General features: G+C 69.2%; 23 protein-coding genes. 14 read left to right on the top strand and 9 right to left on the bottom strand.

Annotated features, from left to right (window positions below; genetic code table 11):
• The 3 genes from EK403_RS23180 to EK403_RS12670 form a co-directional block, all read left to right on the top strand.
• A partial coding sequence (locus EK403_RS23180; protein WP_245479676.1) for an NAD(P)-dependent oxidoreductase occupies positions 1 to 610 on the top strand: 610 nt, incomplete at its 5' end.
• Positions 611 to 624: 14 nt separating this feature from the next.
• Positions 625 to 975, top strand: a complete 351-nt coding sequence (locus tag EK403_RS12675; RefSeq protein ID WP_128777848.1) for a DMT family protein — start codon at positions 625 to 627, stop codon at positions 973 to 975.
• 71 nt (positions 976 to 1,046) lie between these two features.
• Positions 1,047 to 1,475, top strand: a complete 429-nt coding sequence (locus EK403_RS12670) for a hypothetical protein (RefSeq protein WP_128777847.1) — start codon at positions 1,047 to 1,049, stop codon at positions 1,473 to 1,475.
• Positions 1,476 to 1,494: 19 nt separating this feature from the next.
• On the opposite strand, the gene EK403_RS12665 is transcribed toward EK403_RS12670, so the two are convergent.
• Both EK403_RS12665 and EK403_RS12660 read right to left on the bottom strand, forming a co-directional pair.
• Positions 1,495 to 2,256, bottom strand: coding sequence for an alpha/beta fold hydrolase (locus EK403_RS12665; RefSeq protein WP_128777846.1), 762 nt, complete (start codon positions 2,254 to 2,256; stop codon positions 1,495 to 1,497).
• Positions 2,257 to 2,260: 4 nt separating this feature from the next.
• Entirely contained in the window at positions 2,261 to 2,755 is a 495-nt protein-coding gene (locus tag EK403_RS12660) for a cupin domain-containing protein (protein ID WP_128777845.1), read from the bottom strand.
• Positions 2,756 to 3,050: 295 nt separating this feature from the next.
• Between EK403_RS12660 and EK403_RS12655 the strand changes: the two genes are divergently transcribed.
• From EK403_RS12655 to EK403_RS12645, 3 genes are all read left to right on the top strand, one after another.
• Positions 3,051 to 4,496 (top strand): sensor histidine kinase, encoded by a 1,446-nt coding sequence (locus EK403_RS12655; protein ID WP_128777844.1) that lies wholly within the window; start codon positions 3,051 to 3,053, stop codon positions 4,494 to 4,496.
• Positions 4,496 to 5,179, top strand: coding sequence for a response regulator (locus EK403_RS12650; RefSeq protein ID WP_245479675.1), 684 nt, complete (start codon positions 4,496 to 4,498; stop codon positions 5,177 to 5,179). The genes EK403_RS12655 and EK403_RS12650 overlap by 1 nt, the downstream gene beginning before the upstream one ends.
• Positions 5,180 to 5,425: 246 nt before the next feature.
• Complete coding sequence (locus EK403_RS12645) at positions 5,426 to 6,574, top strand: PcfJ domain-containing protein (RefSeq protein WP_164919590.1); 1,149 nt, start codon at positions 5,426 to 5,428, stop codon at positions 6,572 to 6,574.
• Between the two features lie 97 nt (positions 6,575 to 6,671).
• On the opposite strand, the gene EK403_RS12640 is transcribed toward EK403_RS12645, so the two are convergent.
• The gene (locus tag EK403_RS12640) at positions 6,672 to 8,336 is read right to left on the bottom strand and encodes a carboxylesterase/lipase family protein (protein ID WP_164919589.1); all 1,665 of its coding nucleotides are present in this window, start codon (positions 8,334 to 8,336) and stop codon (positions 6,672 to 6,674) included.
• A 360-nt stretch (positions 8,337 to 8,696) separates the two neighbouring features.
• Between EK403_RS12640 and EK403_RS12635 the strand changes: the two genes are divergently transcribed.
• The 3 genes from EK403_RS12635 to msrP all read left to right on the top strand — a co-directional run bounded on the left by EK403_RS12635 (position 8,697) and on the right by msrP (position 11,647).
• Complete coding sequence (locus tag EK403_RS12635) at positions 8,697 to 9,899, top strand: pyridoxal phosphate-dependent aminotransferase (RefSeq protein WP_128777841.1); 1,203 nt, start codon at positions 8,697 to 8,699, stop codon at positions 9,897 to 9,899.
• Between the two features lie 104 nt (positions 9,900 to 10,003).
• Positions 10,004 to 10,534 (top strand): DUF992 domain-containing protein, encoded by a 531-nt coding sequence (locus tag EK403_RS12630; protein ID WP_128777840.1) that lies wholly within the window; start codon positions 10,004 to 10,006, stop codon positions 10,532 to 10,534.
• 114 nt (positions 10,535 to 10,648) lie between these two features.
• Entirely contained in the window at positions 10,649 to 11,647 is a 999-nt protein-coding gene (gene msrP / locus EK403_RS12625) for a protein-methionine-sulfoxide reductase catalytic subunit MsrP (RefSeq protein WP_128777839.1), read from the top strand.
• Between the two features lie 193 nt (positions 11,648 to 11,840).
• Here msrP and EK403_RS12620 read toward each other — a convergent pair whose 3' ends face one another.
• Positions 11,841 to 12,701: a DUF2189 domain-containing protein gene (locus tag EK403_RS12620; protein ID WP_128777838.1), complete on the bottom strand. Its 861-nt coding sequence runs from the start codon at positions 12,699 to 12,701 to the stop codon at positions 11,841 to 11,843.
• Positions 12,702 to 13,072: 371 nt separating this feature from the next.
• Between EK403_RS12620 and EK403_RS12615 the strand changes: the two genes are divergently transcribed.
• Positions 13,073 to 13,366: a hypothetical protein gene (locus EK403_RS12615; RefSeq protein WP_128777837.1), complete on the top strand. Its 294-nt coding sequence runs from the start codon at positions 13,073 to 13,075 to the stop codon at positions 13,364 to 13,366.
• A gap of 88 nt (positions 13,367 to 13,454) precedes the next feature.
• Here EK403_RS12615 and EK403_RS12610 read toward each other — a convergent pair whose 3' ends face one another.
• On the bottom strand, positions 13,455 to 14,276 hold the full coding sequence (locus EK403_RS12610) for a calcium-binding protein (RefSeq protein ID WP_128777836.1): 822 nt from the start codon (positions 14,274 to 14,276) through the stop codon (positions 13,455 to 13,457).
• Positions 14,277 to 14,833: 557 nt separating this feature from the next.
• Between EK403_RS12610 and EK403_RS12605 the strand changes: the two genes are divergently transcribed.
• Both EK403_RS12605 and EK403_RS12600 read left to right on the top strand, forming a co-directional pair.
• Entirely contained in the window at positions 14,834 to 15,619 is a 786-nt protein-coding gene (locus EK403_RS12605; RefSeq protein ID WP_128777835.1) for an SDR family NAD(P)-dependent oxidoreductase, read from the top strand.
• A gap of 10 nt (positions 15,620 to 15,629) precedes the next feature.
• Entirely contained in the window at positions 15,630 to 16,868 is a 1,239-nt protein-coding gene (locus EK403_RS12600) for a flavin monoamine oxidase family protein (protein WP_128777834.1), read from the top strand.
• 17 nt (positions 16,869 to 16,885) lie between these two features.
• On the opposite strand, the gene EK403_RS12595 is transcribed toward EK403_RS12600, so the two are convergent.
• The 4 genes from EK403_RS12595 to EK403_RS12585 form a co-directional block, all read right to left on the bottom strand.
• A complete protein-coding gene (locus EK403_RS12595; RefSeq protein WP_128777833.1) occupies positions 16,886 to 17,893 on the bottom strand; it encodes a DUF808 domain-containing protein in 1,008 nt (335 codons plus the stop codon).
• A 138-nt stretch (positions 17,894 to 18,031) separates the two neighbouring features.
• On the bottom strand, positions 18,032 to 18,208 hold the full coding sequence (locus tag EK403_RS22375) for a hypothetical protein (protein ID WP_164919588.1): 177 nt from the start codon (positions 18,206 to 18,208) through the stop codon (positions 18,032 to 18,034).
• Between the two features lie 44 nt (positions 18,209 to 18,252).
• Positions 18,253 to 18,537 (bottom strand): hypothetical protein, encoded by a 285-nt coding sequence (locus tag EK403_RS12590; RefSeq protein WP_128777832.1) that lies wholly within the window; start codon positions 18,535 to 18,537, stop codon positions 18,253 to 18,255.
• Between the two features lie 114 nt (positions 18,538 to 18,651).
• Entirely contained in the window at positions 18,652 to 19,569 is a 918-nt protein-coding gene (locus EK403_RS12585; protein ID WP_128777831.1) for a LysR family transcriptional regulator, read from the bottom strand.
• Positions 19,570 to 19,708: 139 nt separating this feature from the next.
• On the opposite strand from EK403_RS12585, the gene EK403_RS12580 reads away from it, so the two are divergent.
• Together EK403_RS12580 and EK403_RS12575 are read left to right on the top strand one after the other, a co-directional pair.
• Positions 19,709 to 20,674: an MBL fold metallo-hydrolase gene (locus EK403_RS12580; RefSeq protein WP_128777830.1), complete on the top strand. Its 966-nt coding sequence runs from the start codon at positions 19,709 to 19,711 to the stop codon at positions 20,672 to 20,674.
• A 29-nt stretch (positions 20,675 to 20,703) separates the two neighbouring features.
• Positions 20,704 to 21,354, top strand: a complete 651-nt coding sequence (locus EK403_RS12575; RefSeq protein WP_128777829.1) for a pyridoxamine 5'-phosphate oxidase family protein — start codon at positions 20,704 to 20,706, stop codon at positions 21,352 to 21,354.
• Positions 21,355 to 21,446 lie beyond the last annotated feature (92 nt).

The raw sequence follows: 21,446 nt of genomic DNA, 5'->3' as shown, positions 1-21,446 counted from the left end.
CGCCCGCGCCCACGCCGAGCGGCTCGCGGCCCACGACCGCCGCCATCTCGACGCGCCGGTCTCGGGCGGCACGAGGGGCGCGGCGGACGGCACGCTCGCCATCATGGTCGGAGGTTCGGAGACGGATTTCGAGGAGGCCCGGCCGCTGTTCGCCGCGATGGGCTCCGCGGTGCGCGTCGGCCCCTCGGGCGCGGGCCAGATCGCCAAGCTCGCGAACCAGGCGATCGTCGGCGTGACGATCGGCGTGGTGGCCGAGGCGCTGCTGCTCGCGGCCGCCGGCGGCGCGGACCCGGCGGCCGTAAGAGAAGCCATCCGCGGGGGCTTCGCAGGCAGCCGCATCCTGGAGGAGCATGGACGGCGGATGCTCGAGCGCGACTTCCGGCCGGGCGGCAAGGTCGCCACCCAGATCAAGGATCTCGAGACGGCGCTCGCGGCCGCGGCGGAGGGCGGCGTCCGCCTGCCGCTCACCCAGGACGCGCGCGACCGGTTCGTCTTCCTGCGAGACGCCATGGGCGGCGGCGGCTACGATCACTCCGCGCTGCTGCTGCAGCTCGAGGAGGCGGGGCAGGGCGCGCGCGTCGGCGACGCGCCCGACAAGCTTCCTGCTTGAGCCGGATCCGCGACATGCCGAGCGCCCATCTGACGCCGATCCTGCTGCTCGCCTGCTCGAACTTCTTCATGACGATCGCCTGGTACGGCCACCTCAAGTTCAAGGCGGCCCCGCTCTGGGCGGCGGTGCTGGTCAGCTGGCTGATCGCGTTCGTCGAATACTGCCTCGCGGTGCCGGCGAACCGCATCGGCCACACGGTCTATTCGGGCGCCGAGCTCAAGGCGATGCAGGAGGTCATCACCCTGATCGTTTTCGCGATCTTCTCGGTCGCCTATCTCGGAGAGCGCTTCACGCTGAACCACGCCATCGGCTTCGCGTTCATCGCGCTCGGCGCGTTCTTCGTGTTTCGAGGGCCGCTGGGCTGATGACGCCGCCGGCCGGGAGCGAGCGAACGGCGGCGAGCCGGTCTCACGGACGCTTCTGGCCGCTGTTCGCCGTGGAGACAGCGGCCGTCTGCGCCCTGATCAGCTTCGCTCTCCCGGTCTTCGTGACGATCGCCGACAGTCTCGGCGGCGTGGTCGATGTGTCGCCGTCCCGGATCGCGGGCATCGTGGTCTCGGTTCTGATCTTCCACGCCGCCTATTGGCGCCGGCAGCGATGGGCCGCCATCCCTGACCTGCCCCGAAACACGCTGCTGCACCATTTGTTTCTCTTTCTCAGCCGGCTGAGCTTCATCTTCGCCGCCGCGTTCTTCTCGCTCGTCGCGTTCCGCCATCTTCCGGCGCTGCAGAACCCCCTCGACCTCTCGGCGTTGGTCGCACGGGGAGCGCTGCTGCTCGCGGCGTTGTTTTCGATGTTCTGTTACTCCCTGGAGTTCGACCGGCTCGCCCGGGCGATGGACGAGCCGTCGCCCCCCGGCGGCTGAACGAGAGTTTCGTCGCCGGTCACTTCGAGAGCGCTTCGGCGGCCTTGTCGATCAGCCCTGCCACCGGCTCGGGCTGCGACATGAATACGGCGTGGCTGGCCTTGACCTCGACGGTCGCGCTGCCCGCCCGCTTCGCCATCATGCGCATGAGGTCGGGATGGATGGCGCGGTCCTCGGTCGCGACGAGCGCCCAGCTTCGCTTGGACTTCCACGCCGGCTGCGTGATCCGGGCCTCGAAGCTCGCCTTTGCGGGAAACACCTGCGAGCGGGCCATGAATTCGGCCTCCGCGGCCGGAACGTCGGCGGCGAAATCGGCCGCATAGACCTTGGGGTCGAGATAGAGATAGCCGTCGGCCGTCGCCTTGATCCCGGTGGTGGGCGGCGGGATGCGCCCCGCGAGGTCGAGCAGGTTCTCGCCTTCGTCGGGCTGGAACGCCGCGACATAGACGAGGCCCGCGACGTTCTGCGCTTGGCCGGCCTCAGTCACCACCATGCCGCCATAGCTGTGGCCGACGAGCACGGAGGGTCCGTCCTGCAGGTCGAGGACGCGGCGCGCGGCGTCGACGTCGTCCTTCAGCGACGTCATCGGCGGCTGGACCACGGCGACGTTGTAGCCTTTGGCCTTCAGGAGGTCGTGCACCTTGCGCCAGCCGGAGCCGTCGGCCAGCGCGCCGTGGACGATGACGACGTTGCGGATGGGCTCGGCGGACGCCGGCGCGAGGGCCGCGAGCGCGCAAAGCAGGCCGGCGGCGCATGACAGGGAGAGTTTCTTCGGGCTCATCGCGTCACCTCCCCGCCTTGCTCGGATCGTCGGCCGGATTGACGTAGTTCAGCCCGAACGGTCCCGTGCCATTGACCTGGATCACCGCAGCCTCGCCCTTCGTCCAGAGCGAATGCGGCATGTTGGCGGGCAGATAGAGGAAGCCGCCTTCGGCGAACGGCTCCCCGCGGCTTTCGACCCGCTTCTCGCCCATGTCGTGCACCAGGCTTCCGGTGAGCAGCGTGACGGTCTCGTCGGTCGCGTGGGTGTGCGGGGCGATCACCGTGCCGGCGGGAATCCGGAGCCTGAGCGCGAAGGGGCCCGGCTTGTCGGGGTCGCCCATAATGACGCTGATCTCGATACCCTTCGGAAGCGCCGCCGGCGCCGGCGTCCAGCGCACGGCGTCCGCACCCGCCACGGTGATCATTGTCGGGTGGCCGGAGGCCGCCGTCGCGGGCGTCGCGGCGACTGCGGACAGGGTGGCGACCGCGAGCGCCGCAAAACGAACTGCTGGTGTCATGAGCGAGGGTCTCTCGGATGGGTCCGGGCCGAAGCGCGGGCAGGCCAGCGGCCGCGCGACAGGCGCGCCGGAAAAGCTTGCGCTCCGGTCGGGTTTATTTCGGGCGTTGTGTATTTTCGTCGTCTGTCGTCGGGCAGGGCGCCTTTGATGTCGACGTATTCATGAAAACAACTTATTCTGACTTGCGATCTCCATGGGCGACCCCGCGACTGTGCGGTCGGCCGGGTTCCGGCGGAATCGCCGATCCCATGGGGAGCGCTGGGCAAATTTCCCGACCTCGCCGAGGAGACCGGGCATGACTGCGGCGAATGCGGACGACGGCGCGGCTTCGACGCCGCGAAGCGGGCTCGACCTGAAATGGACGCTGGTGCGCCGCATCGTGGTGATGGCGCTGCTGTGCGTGACCGGCGGGGCGGGCTTCGCGCTCCACGATGTCGCCGTCGAGGCGGGTCGGCAGAACCAGGAGGTGGCGGTCGCGGTCGAGCGCCATCTGTCGGTCCAGCTGATCCGGATCGGCCGGGGGCTCGACTTGATCGAGCGCTTCCCCGACTGGGACGCGGTTCTGAAGTTCGCCTTGCGGCCCGGACAATGCGTGCAGCTGATCGGCGCGGAGGGCGAGGTGCGCAATTCGAGTTGCGCGGGAATCGATGAACGCGCCCCGACGGCGCCGCCCTGGTTCGAGCGCGTGTACCGGGCGCTGTTCTTCGACCGCTCGCTCGCCGAGCGTACGGTTCTCTATCGCGGCGAGCCCAAGGGCCTGATCCGCGCCACGATCGATCCCGCGACGGTGGCGGAGCGCGCCTGGTCGGACCTGTCCCGGATGCTGGGCCTCTGGGCCATGATGATCGGGGCGCTGTGCGCGCTGGTCTATTTCGTCGTCGACCATGCGCTGCGTCCGACGGCCGGGATCCTCGCCGGCATCAACCGCGTGGCCGAGGGCGATCTGTCGACCCGCCTGCCGGCTTTCCGCCTGCGCGAGCTGCAGCGCATCTCGCAGGTCTTCAACGACCTGACGCAGAAGCTCCAAGCCACGACCTCCGACCGCGCCGAGTTCGCCCGCAAGCTGGTCGACGCGCAGGAGCGGGAGCGGCGGCTCATCGCCCGCGAGCTTCACGACGACGTCGCTCAGAGGCTCACGGCCCTGAACTGCCTCGCCCGGTCGATCGGCAAGTCGGTCGGCGCGGCGGCGCCCGAGGCTTCGAGGGAGAGCGACGAACTCGTCGCCATGGCCTCCGGCGCCATGCGGTCGCTCCGGGACACGCTGACCTATCTCAGGCCGCCCGAGATCGACGATCTCGGCCTCGTGTCGAGCCTTCAGGAACTCGTGGCGGGCCATGACCGACAGGCTCCCGGCGCGACGCGCTTCACGTTCCGGTCGGAGGGGGCCTTCGAGGACGTTCCGGCCGAGGCCTGCGCCCACATCTACAGGATCATCCAGGAAGGCCTGAACAACGCTTCCCGGCACGCCGGCGCCGACAATGTCGCGGTGACGCTGAGCGAGGGAGCCGCGGGCCCGTCCGGAGACCGCGGGTCGGGGCGGATCCACCTCCTCATCGCTGACGACGGCGTCGGCTCTGGTCGCGAACCGGGTCGCGGTCCGCTCGCGGGCGTCGGGCTGATCGGCATGCGGGAGCGGGTCTATGCGCTGAGCGGCGAATTCAGCGCCGGTCCCGGCCCGGACCGCGGCTTCGAGCTTCGCGTCAGCTTCCCGGTCCGCCTCGAAGCGCGGGAGGCCGCCTGATGGACGGATCGGTCCGGGTGATGCTGGTCGACGACCACGCCGTCGTGCGCGAGGGCTACCGGCGGCTGCTGGAGAAGGAGGCGGGCCTCGAGGTCGCGGCGGAGGCGGCCGACGGCGCAGCCGCATACCGGCTGTACAAGTCCGTCGCGCCCGACGTCGTCGTCATGGACATCAGCATGCCGGGCCGCGGCGGCATCGACGTGCTGCGGCAGATCCGGCAATGGGACCCGCACGCCCGGATCCTCGTCTTCAGCATGCACGCCAACGCCAGCTACGCCCTGCAGGCGTTCCGCGCCGGCGCGAAGGGCTACGTGACGAAGAGCAGCGCCCCGGACCTGCTGGTCAGCGCGCTGCGCAGCGTCGCCCGCAACAAGCCGGCGCTGTGCCCCGAAATCTCCGCCGCGCTCGCCGCGAGCCGGCTCGAGCAGGAGAGCGCCGCGCTCGACCAGCTGTCGCCGCGCGAATTCGAGGTGCTGCGGATGCTGCTCGACGCGAGGTCGACCGAGGAGATCGCGAAGGCGTTCAACATCAGCGCCAAGACCGTGGCGAACTACCATTACGCGCTGAAGTCCAAGCTCGGCGTGTCGTCCGACATCGACCTCGTCTATTTCTGCATGCGCTATGGCGTGGTCTCGCCGCTGGCGGAGCCGGGTCGGGACGAGATCGCAGGCGCGGGAAGCTGAGCGAGATGAACTGAAACTTCAGCGAGGTCTATGGTCTGCGACGTCTTGCCCGGAGGCTGCGCACGGTGTATTGGCCGCGCTTCGCGAAATCCTGAGGAGGGGAGGCGCGCATGTATATCGCCGATCGCATCCCCCTGGTCGTCAGCGACACGTGAAGGGCGGCGCTCCCGCGCGCCGTCTTCCCAATCGCAGATCAAGCAGCCTCGCCGCCGTCGGCATGCGCGCCGGCGCCTCGGGATTCCTACGATGTCCTTCGCCATCCTGTCGGCCGTCCTCACGGACCGGCTCCGGCGCGACTGCGCGCCGTCTCATCCTGCGATCGCCCGCTTCGCGCCCGAATGTCGCGCGGCGGTGGCGCGAACCTGCGCGCGCCATTCCCGGCTCGGCGATCTCGCGGCGAGCTTCCCGGCCCTGCTGCACCGCATCGCGGTGCGCGCCGAGCCTTGCGCCGAAGCCGCGATCGTTGCCGGCGAGCCGCTGAAGCGGGCGGCCGAAGCCGCGGCCTTGCCGATGTGGACCCGTCGTCTGCCGCCGGAGGCGTTCGGAGGGCGCTCGCCCGACCTGCCGGGCTGCGTCTCCTTCGACCGCCGCATCGTCAATGTTTTGCCGGCGAACCGCAGCGCCGCCCGCGGCTGGCTGGAGCGCGTCGTCGAGGCGGCGCGTTGGGGGGAGGAGGATTTCGTGATCTGGGTCGCGCGGGAGGCCAGGCTCCATCCTCACCGTCTGCCGATCGAAAACCTGAAACTCGCCGCGCTCCACGCCTTCTTTTCGCGACGACCCAAAGTGCTGGGGGGCGAGCTCAGCCGCGAGAGCTGGTCGCCAGCGCTCAAGCCGCGAGCGGCGCTCGCGCGCGCCCGAGATTGGCTGAAGGCGATCGAGGTCGCCGTCACGCTCGGTGATCGGGAATTCGACGGCTGGCTCGCGCCGGGAGAGGTGGACGGATTCGAGTTCGTCGCGGTGGCCACCCGCGAGGCTCTCGTCGAGGAGGCCGTCGCGATGGAACATTGCGTCGCGAGCTACGCCTGCGACATCGCCTGCGACGCCGGCCGCATTTGGAGCGTGCGCCGCGGCGGCGTGCGAGTGGCGACGCTCTCGATCGAGTTTGGCGAAGCGCCCTATCTCGTGATTTCCCAGATCAAGGGGCGCCGGAACGCCCCGGCGCCGGACGCGGTCTGGTACGCGGCGCGGACCTGGCTGAACGGCCAGGCGCCCGCGCGGAAGCGCGAGGTCGATTGGGACCGGCCGCTCGACCGCAAAGCGTGGATCGAACTGTGGAAGCCGTACTGGATCGCAAGCGGCCGTTTGCCCATCGAATTGCCGCTCGCTCCTTCGCAGCAAGCGCTGTACGCGCTCCGCGCGCCGCGCCGCCGAAGGGCGCCCCGGCGCCGGGCCTGATCCGTCCCTGCGCCTTGCGCCCGGGCGGCCTGTCGCGCCGGGGGCGGGCCGGCGTGGAGGCGGCGGCCTTCGCGGCCGCCGCCGGGGCGCTCGGCGCTCACCAGTGCGATATCGACTCCCAGAAGTCGCATTGGTGCTCAGCGTTGAACTGCGCGTCGCTGATCACGGAGGACGTGGGCACGTTCTGCGAGAGGATGCTCGGACGATTGGGCTCGTTCGAGTATTTCGGCCAGGGGCGGTTTCCCTGACCGTTGGGGTTGCCGGTCCAGGCGAAGTTGGTCCACGAGGCGACGATTTCGTCGGACAGTTCTTCCTGCTGGGCGTTCAGCTCATGCTGGACGCCCTTGTCGCCGCCATGCCAGCCGGGGAAGACGTATTGGATGTCGCCCGTATGATAGGCGAGCGGCTCGAAGCCCGGCATCTTGGGGAAGATCGACGGCGCCGTCCGGTCGGCGAACTCGTAATAATAGATCGGGACCTTGCCGACATAGGCCTGATTGTGCGCCCGGTGCTGGCAGACCAGTGGATCGGTCAGCAGCCGGTTCAGCGCCTGTCCGGGCGACGGATAGGACTCCAGCGGGTAGAACTGTCTAACTTTCTTAAGCGTCCCGGCCGGGTAGGCCGCTCCGCCATAGCTGTTGACCGCGGCCTCGAAGTCGGCCTCCGACGTCGCGACCCGGGGCGGCCCGGAAAAGTACTCGGTGATGCCGATCGCGAAGGTCAGCTCGTCCTTGGTGGTGCCGCTCAGCAGGGGAACGTGGTTGAAGTCGCCCTTCTCGATGGCGTCGAGATACTGGCCCGGAATGATCTTGCCGTCCTGGACGATCGAGCTGATGTAGCTCGCCTGGGTGCTCGCGGTGCCCGAGAGATCGTAGATCTGCCGGGCGGTCAGGTTCCTGAGGCAGCGCGCCGTGGCCTCGTCCTCGCCGGAGCCGCACCCCGCCGCGACCGAGAAGGCCTTACCCTTCGCTTGCGCGCTCTCCAGGCTCTCCGGTTCGAGCAGCACGCTCTGGTAGATCGCGCGGTGGAACAGGCCCTTGGCCAGCGGCGACATGACGTGGGTCTCGCTGTCCACCGATCCCGCCGACTGGCCGCCGATCGTCACATTGTTCTTGTCGCCGCCGAAGGCCGCGATGTTGCGCTTGATCCACCGCATCGCTTCTTGCTGGTCGAGAATGCCGTAATTGGCGAAGGGGTGGCCTTCCGCGTCGATCGCGGGATGCGCCATGAAGCCGAGCAGACCGAGCCTGTAATTGATGGTGACCACGACGACATGGCCCTGCCTGGCGAGCTTGGAGCCGTCATAGCCGTTGCTGGCGCCGTCGAGATTGCCGCCGCCGTGTATCCACATGATGACCGGCAGCTTCCCCTTGCCGTCGGGGTCGACGTTCGGACTGTAGACGTTCAGGTAAAGGCAGTCCTCCTCCATGCTCGGCGGTCCGGCGAACGGGCCGAGCGTGGTGACCTGCAGGCAGGTCGGGCCGAACTCGGTGGCGTCCCGCACCTGGGTCCAGGGCTCCGGTCGTTTCGGAGGCCGCCAGCGGAGCTTGCCGACGGGCGGGGCCGCATAGGGAATCCCCTTGAACTGGGCGACGCCGTCCACGAGCGAGCCTTTGACCGGCCCGCTGTCGGTCGTCACCTTGAGCGGTCCGGCGCGCCCCTCGACCGGCGCGAAGAGCGACGCCATCAGAAGCCCGGCGGCTGCGGCGCGCCATGCGCTGTCGAAGCGACGAGCGGGGATGGCGCAGCTTGCACTTGGCATGACGTTCTCCTCCTGTTGATTCATCCCCATTGGTCATGGCGCGGATCGGGTTGGCGCCTCGCGGGACATGTCCGGCTCGCGCATGCGGCGGTCGTTTCACCGGCCGCAGGCCGAGCGGGATTCCGCGACAGGAAGGCTCGCGCCCGGACGTAAATCCGTCTCGGCGCTAGACGAATACAAAGCGGGCGCCGAGCGAACTGGCGCTCGCGTCTCGCGACGGCGTCATCCTGCCGGCCGGACGGCGAGGCCGGGGCGAGCTTACGCAAGGCGGCGGGCTTTCCGCCCCGCCGCCTTGCGCCCCGCGCGGCCTGCGCCTAAAGCTCCGCGCGTCGAAAAATCCCCATGCCCGGAGCACGGCCCATGGCCTTCCTCGCCGACGCGCTGTCGCGCGTTAAGCCCTCCGCCACCATCGCGGTTTCGCAGAAGGCCCGCGAGCTGAAAGCCGCCGGCCGCGACGTCATCGGCCTCGGGGCCGGCGAGCCGGATTTCGACACGCCGCAGAACATCAAGGACGCGGCGATCGACGCGATCCGGCGCGGCGAGACCAAATACCCGCCGGTCGCCGGCATCGCCCCCCTGCGCGAGGCGATCGCCCAGAAGTTCAGCCGCGAGAACGGGCTCGACTACAAGCCCGCCCAGACCATCGTGGGCACCGGCGGCAAGCAGATCCTCTACAACGCCTTCGTGGCGACGCTGAACCCGGGCGACGAGGTCATCGTCCCGGCGCCCTATTGGGTGAGCTATCCCGAGATGGTGGCGCTGAACGGCGGCACGCCGGTGTTCGTCGAGACCAGGCTCGAGGACGGCTTCAAGGTCCGCCCCGAGGCGCTCGAGGCCGCCATCACCCCGAAGACCAAATGGCTGCTGCTGAACTCGCCCTCGAACCCGTCCGGCGCGGCCTACAGCCGGGACGAGATCAAGGCGCTGACCGACGTGCTGCTGCGCCACAGCCACGTCTGGATTCTGACCGACGATATGTATGAGCACCTCGTCTTCGGCGGCTTCGAGTTCACGACGCCGGCCCAGGTCGAGCCGGCGCTCTACGACCGCACGCTCACCATGAACGGCGTGTCGAAGGCCTATTGCATGACCGGCTGGCGCATCGGCTACGCGGCCGGGCCGGTCGAGCTCATCAAGGCGATGGAGATGATCCAGGGCCAGCAGACCTCGGGGGCCTGCACGATCGCGCAGTTCGCGGCGCTCGAGGCGCTCAGCGGCCCGCAGGATTTTCTGCCCGGCTTCCGCGAGGCCTTCGAGCGGCGGCGCGACCTCGTGGTGTCGATGCTGAACCAGGCGCGCGGCCTGACCTGCCCGAGCCCGGAAGGCGCATTCTACGTCTATCCGTCCTGCGCCGGCGCGATCGGGCTGAAGAGCCCGTCGGGCAAGACGATCGAGAGCGACGTCGACTTCGTCTCCGAGCTGCTGGAGCAGGAGGGCGTCGCCGTGGTGCAGGGCTCGGCCTTCGGGCTCGGCCCGAACTTCCGCATCTCCTATGCGGCCGCGGACGCCACGCTGGAGGAGGCCTGCGCCCGCATCCAGCGCTTCTGCGGCTCGCTGCGCTGACGGGGCCGCGCAGGCTTGCGCGCAAATCCGCGTGATAGCCGCGAGGCCGGCGAACCGATCCTCGCCGGCCGGCGTTAATCGCGGGGACTTTTTCGGAGATCGACATGTCCACTCGTTTCGCAGCCGCGCTTCTGGGCGGGGCGCTGCTCGCGCCCGGCGCCGCCTTCGCCGCCGACGCGGCCCATCCCGAGATCACAATCTCCAAGAGCGCGACCCGCTATGAGCCGATCCCCGGCTGGCAGGTCGGCACGCTGCGTTGCGACATCGCGGGCGGCATCGGCTATGTGGTCGGCTCGCGCCGCGAGGCGTCCTGCGAATACCGCCCGTCGGCCGGCCGCAACGCGGTCGACCTCTATATCGGCCGCTTCGACAAGGCCGGCGTCGATATCGGCGCCACGGGGCCGAGCGTGATGGCCTGGGCGGTGGTCGCGCATTCCAAGGACCTTGGGCCCGGGGACCTCGCCGGAAAGTATCGGGGCGCCTCCGCGGCGGTCTCGGCGCTGATCGGCGGCGGCGCGAACGTCCTGATCGGCGGGTCGGACATCACCGTCTCGCTGCAGCCGCTGTCGCTCGAGGGCCAGACCGGCTTGTCGGTCGCGGCCGGCTTCGCGTCGCTCCGGCTCGATCCGATCTGATCCGTCGCGGCCGCAAGGTCGCGGCTTCGTGAGATTTCAGCGGCGGCCGAAGGCGTAACCTTCGGCCGCCGCTCTGCGTATCGGGGTTCGAAGAGGCTTGATCCGGAGTTCCCGATGCTGATCCGACGCACGCCGTCCTGGGCGATCCCCGAACGGGAGGCGACCCCCGAGCACGTCGCGCTCAACCGCCGTCATTTCATGGCCGCGGGTGCGGGCGTCGCGGCCGCGGCGTTCGAGGCGGGCGAGGCGCGGGCAGGGCTGTTCGACATCTTCAAGGCCAAGGAGCCGCCGAAGCCCGAGCCCGACCCCTCGGCCGGCCTCTATCCGGTGAAGCGCAACGACGCCTACCGGCTCGACCGGGCGGTGACGCCCGAGGCCATCAATCTCGGCTACAACAATTTCTACGAGTTCGGGACCGACAAGTCCGACCCCGCCCAGAACGCCCACGCGCTGCGCCTCAGGCCATGGACGGTCAAGATCGGCGGCCTCGTCGAGACGCCGCGCGAGGTCGGGATCGACGATTTGCTCAAGGCGCTGCCGCTCGAGGAGCGGCTCTACCGCCACCGCTGCGTCGAGGCCTGGGGCATGGCGCTGCCTTGGTCGGGCATTCCGATGAAGGATTTCGTGGCCTGGGCCAAGCCTCTCGGCTCGGCGAAATACGTCGCGATGAAGACCTTCCTCGACACCGGCGTCGCGCCCTATCAGGCAAGCCCCTATTACGAGTGGCCCTACACCGAGGGGCTTACCATGGCGGAGGCCACCAACGAGCTGGCCTTTCTCGCCACCGGCGCCTATGGCAAGCCGCTGCCCAAACAGATGGGCGCGCCGATCCGGCTGGCCGCGCCGTGGAAATATGGTTTCAAATCAATAAAGTCCATCGTGAGCTTCGAGTTCGTCGAGAAGCGGCCGCGCACGCTCTGGGAGGCCGCCGGCCCGAGCGAATACGGCTTCTGGGCCAATGTGAATCCGCAGGTTCCCCACCCGCGCTGGAGCCAGGCCCAGGAGCGCGTGCTGGGCGCCAACGAACGCCGCCCGACCCTGCTGTTCAACGGCTACGCCGAGCAGGTCGCCGGCCTCTACAAGGGGCTCGAGGGCGAGAAGCTTTATATGTGACGGGGCCGTCGGGCGAGGGAGCGTTTACCCCCGGCCTCCTCCACCATGCTGCGCATGGTCCCCCTCCTCCGCAAGCGGAGGAGGATCAAAGGCTGTGGCGCTCTTGATCCTCACCCGCGTCAGCGGGGGAGGGGGACCGCGAAGCGGTGGAGGGGGCGACGCCGCGTGACGTTCCCGAAGTTCACGCAATCCTTTACGCCACCGCCCGTCGATACAGCCTCCATGTGGCGTGGCCGAGCACCGGCATCACCACGATCAGGCCGAGCAGCAGCGGCAGCGAGCCGAGCGCGAGGCCGCCCGCGACGATCACGCCCCAGCTCAGCATGATCAGCGGGTTGTCGCGCACCAGTCGCACCGAGGCGTCGATCGCGCGGCCGATCGGGACTTTGCGGTCGAGCAGCAGCGGGAACGAGATCACGCTGATCGCGAGCGCCGCGACCGCGAAGCCCGCGCCGACGCCGCAGCCGATCAGGATCATGGCCCAGCCGCGGTCGGTGGTCAGCGCCTCGCGGAAGAAGCCGGCGGCGCTCTCCGGGACAGCCGGCCCCATCGTCATCAGGTAGATCAGCCAGGCGACGCCGAGCCAGACCAGGAACAGCGCCGTCAGGATCAGCCCGAGCGTCCAGATCGCGCCGGCCGAGGGCGAGGCGAAGGCGTCGATCACGTTCGACCAGCGCACCTCCTCGCCGTTCTCCCGCCGCCGGCTCGCCTCGTAGAGCCCGAGGGCAGCGAAGGGGCCGAGCAGCGCGAAGCCCGCGACCAGCGGGAACAAGAGCGGCAGCATCGAGACGTTGAGGACGATCTGCGCCAGCACGATGCCGGCGAGCGGGTAGATCAGCCCGATCGCGAGCACGTCGGTGCGCAGGTTGGCGAAATCGTCGAAGCCCTCGCGGAGCGCCGCGCCGAGGTCGTGGAAGCCGAGCGGCTTCAGCACGATCGGCCGTTCGTCCAGTTCTTCGGCCGACCGCCGCATGGCGCGCCGCGCGTCGCGCAGCGATGTCACGGTGTCGGTGAGGCTGTCGGCGCTCCACTCGACCGGATTGCGGATCGTCATGTCACGTTCCTCCCGAACGTTTGCGGTTCGGAAGGCCGCGGCAGGACGAGACCGTCACGCGCCCGGCGGGGATCGGAGCTTCGCGGGCGAGCCGCGACCTTTCATTGGGGGCGATGATACGCCGATGGAGCGGGATGTCACGGGCCGGCCGTCCTTTTCGGCTTATCCGGAACCTGAGCGCCGGAGGCGCGTTGGCTCCATGAGGGCGCATGAAAGGACGGACGCGGCGGAGCCGTCGTCCGGGAGCGTTCGCCCCGAGTTCTCCGCACATCACGAATTTCGCACGGGCTCGAGGAGCCTGCGTCCAAGGCCAATGGCCGAGGCGCAAGGCCGGCCATGCGACGGGGCGACGACGTCAGGAGGAACACATCATGACGAAGATCGAGACCAAGGGGCTTGTGGGCCATTTCCGTCGCGCCGGCCCGCCGGCGCTGCTCGCCGCCTGTCTCGCGGCGGGGCCCGCCTTCGCCCAGTCCTCGACCACGACGGTCACCACCGATCCGACGGTCGAGAGCTCCCGGACCAAGGTGAAGGTCAAGGAAAAGGCGAATGGCGACACCGTGGTGAAGAAGAAGACCACCACGACCGATGGCGACACGACGGTGAAGACCAGGACCAAGACGACGACCGACGGCGACGCCGGAATGACCGTCAAGGTGCGCTGATCGACCATCGATCTGAGACGCATCCAGGGGCCGGCGCGGCCGAGACCGCGCCGGCTCTTCTTTTGGCGCCGCGCGCCAGATCAGCCTCTCACAGCACGAACGTGTCCGCTGAAATCGACGCCCACGAGAAGTCTATTCTGAAGGTCAGATCTGCAATCCCGTCGCCGGTCATCTCGGCCGAGACGAGAATGGCGCCGGTCCCGTCGCCTATCGCCTTCCAGGAGAGTTGCCCCGCCGCGGTGAATTCGGCGTCTTCGCCGATGAACTCGAACGCTTGGTTTCGCGCGTCTGGTCCGCTGTCGGTCAGATCCGCGTCGATGCGCTTCAGATTGATTACGGCTTCGTCCGTCAGGACTTGAATCACCGTTCCGGACGCGCTGTTCGCGGTGAAGCGATAGACGTCGGCGCCTGTTCCGCCCGCGAGAGTGTCTGCGCCGCCACTGGCGACGAGCGTGTCGTCGCCGCTCATTCCCGCGAGCAGGGCGCCGTCTCCGCCTCTCAAAATGTCGTCGAACGGGCTTCCGACCACTCCCTCCACCCGCGTGAAGACGTCGGCGCGGCCCTCGCCTCTTGCGCCCGACAACGTGGCCACGACGCCCCGCCCGGTGTCGAGGAACTCGTAGCTCACGACGTCAAAGCCGAGCCCGCCGTCGAAGACGTCGCTTTGCGTTCCGCCAAACAAGGAGTCGTCGCCGGCTCCGCCGTTGATGAGGTCCCGTCCCTGACCCGCGAAGATCGTGTCGTCGCCTCTTTCGCCGTAGATCCGATCGTTTCCCTCGTCGCCGTAGATCAGGTCCGTTCGGCCGCCGCCGAATATCGTGTCCGATCCGGCCAGCCCGTGAATGGTATTGTTCCTGAAGTCGCCAAGTAACTCGTCCGGTTTCTCGGTGCCCGTGATCTCGACGCTCATTCGCGAACCTCATCGCCTGTGGAAAATCATCGTAACGGGAGCGCGATGGAAAGCCACGCCCGTTCGGCGGATCGACAGTCCTCCGATGAACCGTGGCTGAACCTGTCGCTAAGAGCGAGTTCAGGATGCCGCTCATATGCTCGCGGCTGCTTCGAGGCAGCCCCCCGCCCCGAAAAGGCGCCGGGTCCGGATACCCGCCCCTCTCCGGTCCGGTTCTTCGAAGCCGCCCAGCCGTTGGGGGACGGCTGGGCCTCGGGGGCGATATCGGCGCCCGCGCCGCCGTCGAACGGCCTCCGTCAAAAGGCGACTCGGCTTTTCGCGTCCCCAGGCGTTATGGTCTCGTGGACGTGGCGGATGTCGGCGGTTGTTCCCCGGTGGGGACGCCAGGGCCAGCGGGGCTGGCTTTCTCGGGCGGGGCCGACGTTCCAACGCGCGCCGGCGGCTGCGTCCTTTCCGACAGGAATTCGATCCGAGTCGAACGGCGGCGCTCGCCTTCAACGGCGATCGGCGGTAGGTGCTCCGCGTCTTCCCGCCTTCGACGAACGGACCGCCCAGCCATGACCATCGCCATGCTCGATCCCTCGAAATTCGTCGCGCTGGTGACCGGCGCGACGGCGGGCATGGGCGAGGCCATCGCCCGCCGCTTCGTGGAAGCCGGCGGCCGCGTGGTCGCCACAGGGCGCCGCGCCGACCGCCTGGCGCGGCTCGCCGGGGAGCTTGGCGAGCGCCTCCATCCCGCCGAGCTCGACGTGCGCGACTATGCGGCCGCCGAGGCGCTTCTCGCCAGCCTCCCCGAGCCGTTCCGCGCGATCAACGTCGTGGTGGCGAACGCCGGCCTCGCGCTCGGTCTCAAGCCGGCGCACGAGGCCGACATGGAGGACTGGCGGCGGATGATCGACACCAATGTCACCGGCCTCGTGAACACCGTGCGCGCGACGCTGCCCGGCATGGTGGAGCGCGGCCGCGGCCATGTGATCGCGATCGGCTCGATCGCGGGCGACTATCCTTACGCCGGCGGCAACGTCTATGGCGGCACAAAGGCCTTCGCGAAGCAGTTCTGCCTCGCCCTGCGGTCGGATCTGGTGGGAACCAGTGTCCGCGTCACCAATATCGAGCCGGGCATGACCGAGACCGAATTCTCGCTGGTGCGCTTCAAGGGCGACGAGGCGCGCGCGGCCTCGGTCTATGAGGGCGCCGAGGTGATGTCCGGCGCGGACGTCGCCGAAATGGCGTTCTGGTGCGCGAGCCTGCCCGAACATGTCAGCGTCGCGCGCCTGCAGGCGACCCCGACCGACCAGGCCTTCGCCCGCCCCGAGATGATGCGGCGGAAGGCGGGCGGCTAGGCCTCGGACGATGAGCGGGACGGAGGTCGACGTCGCCATCGTGGGCGCAGGCGCGGCCGGGGTCGCGGCGGGGCGCCGGCTGGCCGCCGCGGGGCTGAAGATCCTGCTGGTCGAGGCGCGCGACAGGCTGGGCGGCCGCGGCTACACGGTCGCGGGCCCGGCGGGCTCCGCGCTGGACCTCGGCTGCGGCTGGCTGCATTCCGGCGACCTGAACCCCTGGGTCCCGATCGTCGAGCGCCAGGGACGGACAGTCGACCGCTCCCCGCCGCCCTGGGCCAAGCCCGCGCTCGAGGCGGGGTTTCCGGCCGAGGAGCAGGCGGACTGGCGCGCCGCGAACGAGAGCTTCTCCGCAAGGCTCGCCTCGGCGGACCTTTCGGACCCCGATCGCCCGGTCTCGGATATGCTCGAGCCCGGCTCGCGCTGGAACGGCATGCTGGGCGCGATCTCGTCCTATGTCAGTGGAGCCGAACCCGAGCGGGTCTCGGCGCGGGACCTGCGAAACTATGCGGACTCAGGCGTCAACTGGCGTGTCCGCGAAGGCTTCGGCGCGGTCATCGCGACCCACGGCGCGGGCCTTCCCGTCGCGCTCGGCCGGCCTGCGCGCCGCATCGACCATTCCGGCCGGCGCCTCCGAATCGAGACCGACCACGGGACCGTCGAGGCCGGCCAGGCGATCGTCACCGTGCCGAGCGCGCTGATCGCCGCGGAGGCGATTTCCTTCTTCCCCGCGCTGCCGGAAAAGGTCGAGGCGGCGCAGGGACTGCCGCTCGGGCTCGCGGACAAGCTCTATCTGGCGCTCGATGGCGCCGAGGCGTTTCCCGCCGACAGCCGCGTGTTCGGCCGCACGGACCGGACCGCGACCGCCTCCTACCAGCTGCGGCCGCTCGGCGCGCCGCTGGTCGAGGCCTATTTCGGCGGCGCCTGCGCGGCCGCGCTCGAGCGCGGCGGCGTCGCGGCCTTCGCGGCCTTCGCGCGCGAAGAGCTCGCCGGCGTCTTCGGCGCGGATTTCACGAAGCGCGTGACGCCGCTCGCCATGCATCTCTGGGCCGCCGACCCCTTTTCGCGGGGCGCCTATTCCTATGCGGTCCCCGGCCGCGCGGCCGACCGCGAGGTCCTCGCGGCGCCGATCGACGGAAAACTGTTCTTCGCCGGCGAGGCGACGTCGGTCCATGACTACTCGACCGCCCACGGCGCGCTGAGCACCGGTCTTCGGGCGGCCGAGGAGGTTCTTGCGGCCCGGCGGCGATAGCTGAGGACGGCCGCGCTTCACCCATGCGCCGGCCCGTCCGCCGCCGCCTTGCGTCCGCCGAACATCCCGCGGACCGCGCCGAAGGCCGGCGCCAGCACATAGCCGGCGACCGGGATCAGCGCCGCGCCGAGGACCAGCCCGACGACGCCCGAGCCCGCCGCCATCACGAGCCACCCCACCAGGCCGCCGGCCGCCGGCAGCGCGTGCGCCGCGGCCTCGGAGGCGTGCGCCAGCGCGTGCTCGATGGCCGAAAAGCCGTAATGCGCGAGGCCGTGCACGATGATGCCGCCGCCGACCCAGATCATCGCCGCCGTGCCGACCACCGACAGGACCTTGAGGAAGACAGGCATGGCCACGACCAGGGCGCGGCCCAGGCCCCGCATCACGGCGCTCGAGGTCGATCTCGCAAGCGCGACGCCCGCGTCGTCGGCCTTCACGATCAGCGCCACCGCGCCATAGACCGCCACCGTGATGCCGAGGCCCACCACCGCAAGCAGCACGGCCTTCATCCAGAACGGATCGTCCTCGGGCAGCGCCGCCAGCGTGATCGCCATGATCTCGGCCGACAGAATGAAGTCGGTCTTGATCGCGCCAGCGATCTTCTGGCGCTCGAGCGCCCCGGCGTCGCCGGCCGCGCCGAGCGCCTTCTCATGCGCATGCGCCTTGTGGGGGAAGAGCGCCTCGTAGACCTTCTCGGTCCCCTCGTAGCAGAGGAAGGCGCCGCCGATCATCAGGAGCGGCGTGATCGACCAGGGCGCGAGCCAGCTGAGCAGCAGCGCGGCCGGCAGCAGCAGCAGCAGCTTGTTCTTGAGCGAGCCGACCGCGATCTTCGCGACGATCGGGAGCTCGCGTTCGGCCGCGAAGCCCACCACGTAGCGCGGCGTCACGGCCGCGTCGTCGATCACCACGCCCGCGGCCTTCGCGCCCGCCTTCGCGGCCTGCCCCGCCACGTCGTCGAGCGAGGCGGCCGCCACCTTGGCGATCGCCGCGACGTCGTCGAGCAGGGCGATGAGTCCGACGGACATGGGGCGAGGCTCCGGGGGCGGGGGGTCCGGAGCTGAACTAGCGCGCCGGCCGCCTGCGGGCGAGGCGGCCCGGGCCGGGCTTCGCGATCGTGATCGCTCTCGCGGCCGCCCGGCCTCCGAGCCGGCCGGCCGCGTCGCTCAGAAGAGCGTCCGCGCCAGCGACGCGGCGGCGAAGCCCAGCATCAGGACGGCCACGACGCGGCGGAACCCGGCGCCGGTCAGCACGGAATGCATCCCGGCGCGTGTCCTGGAGACCGCGAGGCCGAGCGCGGCGAACCACAGCCCCGCCATCGTGAACGCTGTCAGGCCCGCCATCGCGACCCCGGCCTCCGTCCTCGCCCCGCCGCTCCCGCGACAGCCTAATCGATGTAGAGGTTCTTATAGGCCTGGAGGCCCGCCGCTTCGTCCGTCCCACAGAGATGACGGGCGTCGAGCACGGCGAGGCTCGCCTCGAAAAGCAGGCTTGGCTCTACGTAGTTCTCCAGTCCGGCGCTCTCGATCGCGGCGAACAGACGTCGGTCGTAATCGGCGCAGGATGGATCGTCGCGCTCGTCTGCGCTCAATTGAGTCAAACCCGAACCAACCATGATCGCGGAGACGAGAATGCTGCGCGTCACGCGTCTGAATGCCAGCATCTGATCCACCCCATCGGCCTGGAGGCCTCGATGGGGGGCAAACTACTGGAGGGTTTTGGGCCGATCGTCGCCCGTTCGGGTGATGGGATGATTTGGGAGCTCACCAAGACGCTCGAACCGCCTCTATCTAGGGCTGTCCGACGAATGGCGCCGAAGGCGCGTTCGGAGACGCGGAGCGGTCCATTCCAGGAAAGCGCGGACCTTATGCGATCGCAGGCTCGCTACCGTGCAGACGAGGCTGACCGGCAGCGGTTCGGGCGCGAAATCTTCGAGGATCGGAACGAGGGCACCCGATTCCAACTCCGATTCGATCTGGTAGGAGAGCACGCGAACGACGCCCAATCCCGCCACAGCCGCCGCGACGGCGGCCTCGGTCGAATTCACGGCGAGGCGCTTGCGCGGTTCGGCTGTCCAGGCCGGGTTGTCGCCGCGGTAGCGCCATTCCGGCGCAGTCTTGAAGCCTCTGAACGTGACGCCGTCATGCGCCGGGAGGTCTTGCGGCGCAGCGGGCGTCCCGCGGCTCGCGAGATAGGCGGGGCTCGCACAGGCGACCCTGCGCACCTCGCCCACTTTCATCGCGCGGAGATCGCTGTCGACGAGATGGCCGATGCGGACGGCGACGTCGATCTGCTCCTCGACCATGTTCACCTGGCGATCATTGACGAGCAGCCTGATGTCGATTTCCGGCTGTTCCTTCAGAAAGTCGATCGCGATCGGCAGCACGTGGGTTCGACCGAACACGATCGGCGCGGTCACGTCGAGCTCCCCCCGGGGCGCGCTGTACTCGCCCGCGGCGTCGCGCTCGGCCTCCTCGACCTGCTCCAGGATGCGCCTGGCGGCCTCGACATAGACCCGGCCGGCGTCGGTGAGCTGCACGCGGCGGCTCGTGCGCACCAGCAACGGCGTGCGCAAATGCTTCTCAAGATCGGCGACCTTGCGGCTCACGGTCGCGAGGGGCGCACGCAAGCGTCGCGAGGCGGCCGAAAGGCTGCCCTCCTCGACCACGACGAGCAACACCGACATGGCCTCGAGACGATCCATTGCGCCTTCCGGAAATCGAGAGGAAGCATCCCTGCTCGACAGGATATTGCTCGCTGGAAAGAGGGTCTAGCTTCCGCTCGGGCCGAGCCGTCAGAGCCGATCAGGACGACGCAATCCGGCCCCGTGCTGGAGCTGTTCAATGGCTGTTTCGCTCTCTCGCCGGGCCCTAGGCCTCGGCTTCTCCGGCGTCGCCCTTGGCGCCGTTGCGCAATCTTCCGCATCGCTCGCCGCGAACGCGCCGCTGGCGTCCGCCGTGACTCCGCTCGCGCAGATCAAGCTCGGCCGTTTCACCGTCACGGCGCTGACGGACGGCTACGCGGACATGCCCTATTCCCACTTCCCGGGCCGGACCCCTGCGGAGGTCGAGGCTGCGGCCAAGGCGCAGTTCACCGTCCGGCCGAGCGGCGTGCGGTTCCTGTTCAACCAGTATCTTGTTGAAGACGGGACGAGCCGCATTCTGATCGACGCCGGTCCCGCGGGCTCGATCGGCCAGACGGGACGCCTCCCCGAGGCGCTCGCCGCGCGGGGCCTGCAGCCGGACCAGATCGACGCCGTGATCGTGACCCACATGCATCAGGACCACATGGGAGGGCTGGTGGCGGGCGGCAGGCGCTGCTTCCCGAACGCGGAAGTCTATGTGGACCGTCGCGATGTCGTGCACTGGACCGACCCGGCGAAGCAGGCCGGCGCGCCCGACTACCTCCAGACCAGCTTTCGTTTCGCGGCGGACCTCGTGCGCCTCTATCCCAAGCTGCAGGCGACGCAGGGCGATCACCAGATCGCGCGAGGCGTTTCGCTCGTGGACCTCACCGGCCACACGCCCGGCCATATCGGCGTGCGGATCGAGGACGGGTCCGAGAGCCTGATCATGGTCTCGGACATGGTCTTCCCCGTGGTCCATCCGGGGATGGGCGTCGACGTGAACTTTCTGTTCGAGCAGGATCGGCCGGCCGCCGCGGCCATGCGCGCCCGCTTCTTCCCGCGCGCGGCCGAGGACGGAGCGCTCATCGCAGCGACCCACATGCCTTTCCCCGGGCTTGGCCGGATCGTCTCCGACCAGGGCCGCCTGAGATGGTCCGTCGCCGATTGGGCGTTTCAGGATTAGCTTGAGCGCCCGCGTCGTCGAGAACGCCGATGATCCACAAATGGCTTCAGCTTGCGTCGACGCCCTCCGTGAAGGCGGCGCGCGAGCGCTATGGCGTCGCGGCGCAGTACGCGCGACTCGACGGAACGCGGGACTCGGACGGGCCGGTCCGCAACGACCGTCTCGGAGAACCGGAACAGGCCTTCATCGCAAGCCGTGACGGCTTCTATCTCGCCTCTGTCTCCGAGACTGGCTGGCCTTATGTCCAGTACCGGGGCGGGCCGGCAGGGTTCCTACGGGTGTTGGATGAGCGGACGCTCGGCTTCGCGAATTTCCGCGGCAACCGGCAATACGTCACGACCGGCAATGTCGCTGCCGACGACCGGGTGTCGCTTTTCCTGATGGACTACCCTCATCAACGGCGGCTCAAGATCTTCGGCCGCCTGCAGATGGTCGACGAGGCCGCGGATCCGAAGCTCGTCGAAACTGTCGCGGTCGAGGGCTACGCAGCCGTGATCGAACACGCGGCGATCATTCGGGTCGAGGCTTTCGACTGGAATTGCCCGCAGCACATCACGCCCCGCTTCACGGCGGAGGAACTCGAGCAGGTGATCGCTCCCGCCCGCGAGGAGATCGAGGCCCTGCGCGCGGAAAACGATCGCCTGCGCCGTTCACTCTCCGAGCGGGGCCAGCCCCGCTAACCGGGCCGCGGTGGAGCGCTCTAAGCCGGTCCGGGCAGCTCTTGTTCCCGCCAGGGCGAGGCTCAGTCCGTCATGCCCGGACTTGATCCGAC

The organism is Hansschlegelia zhihuaiae (assembly GCF_004103825.1).
GTDB lineage: Bacteria > Pseudomonadota > Alphaproteobacteria > Rhizobiales > Methylopilaceae > Methylopila > Methylopila zhihuaiae.
This window is presented reverse-complemented; position numbering and strand designations above follow the sequence as displayed.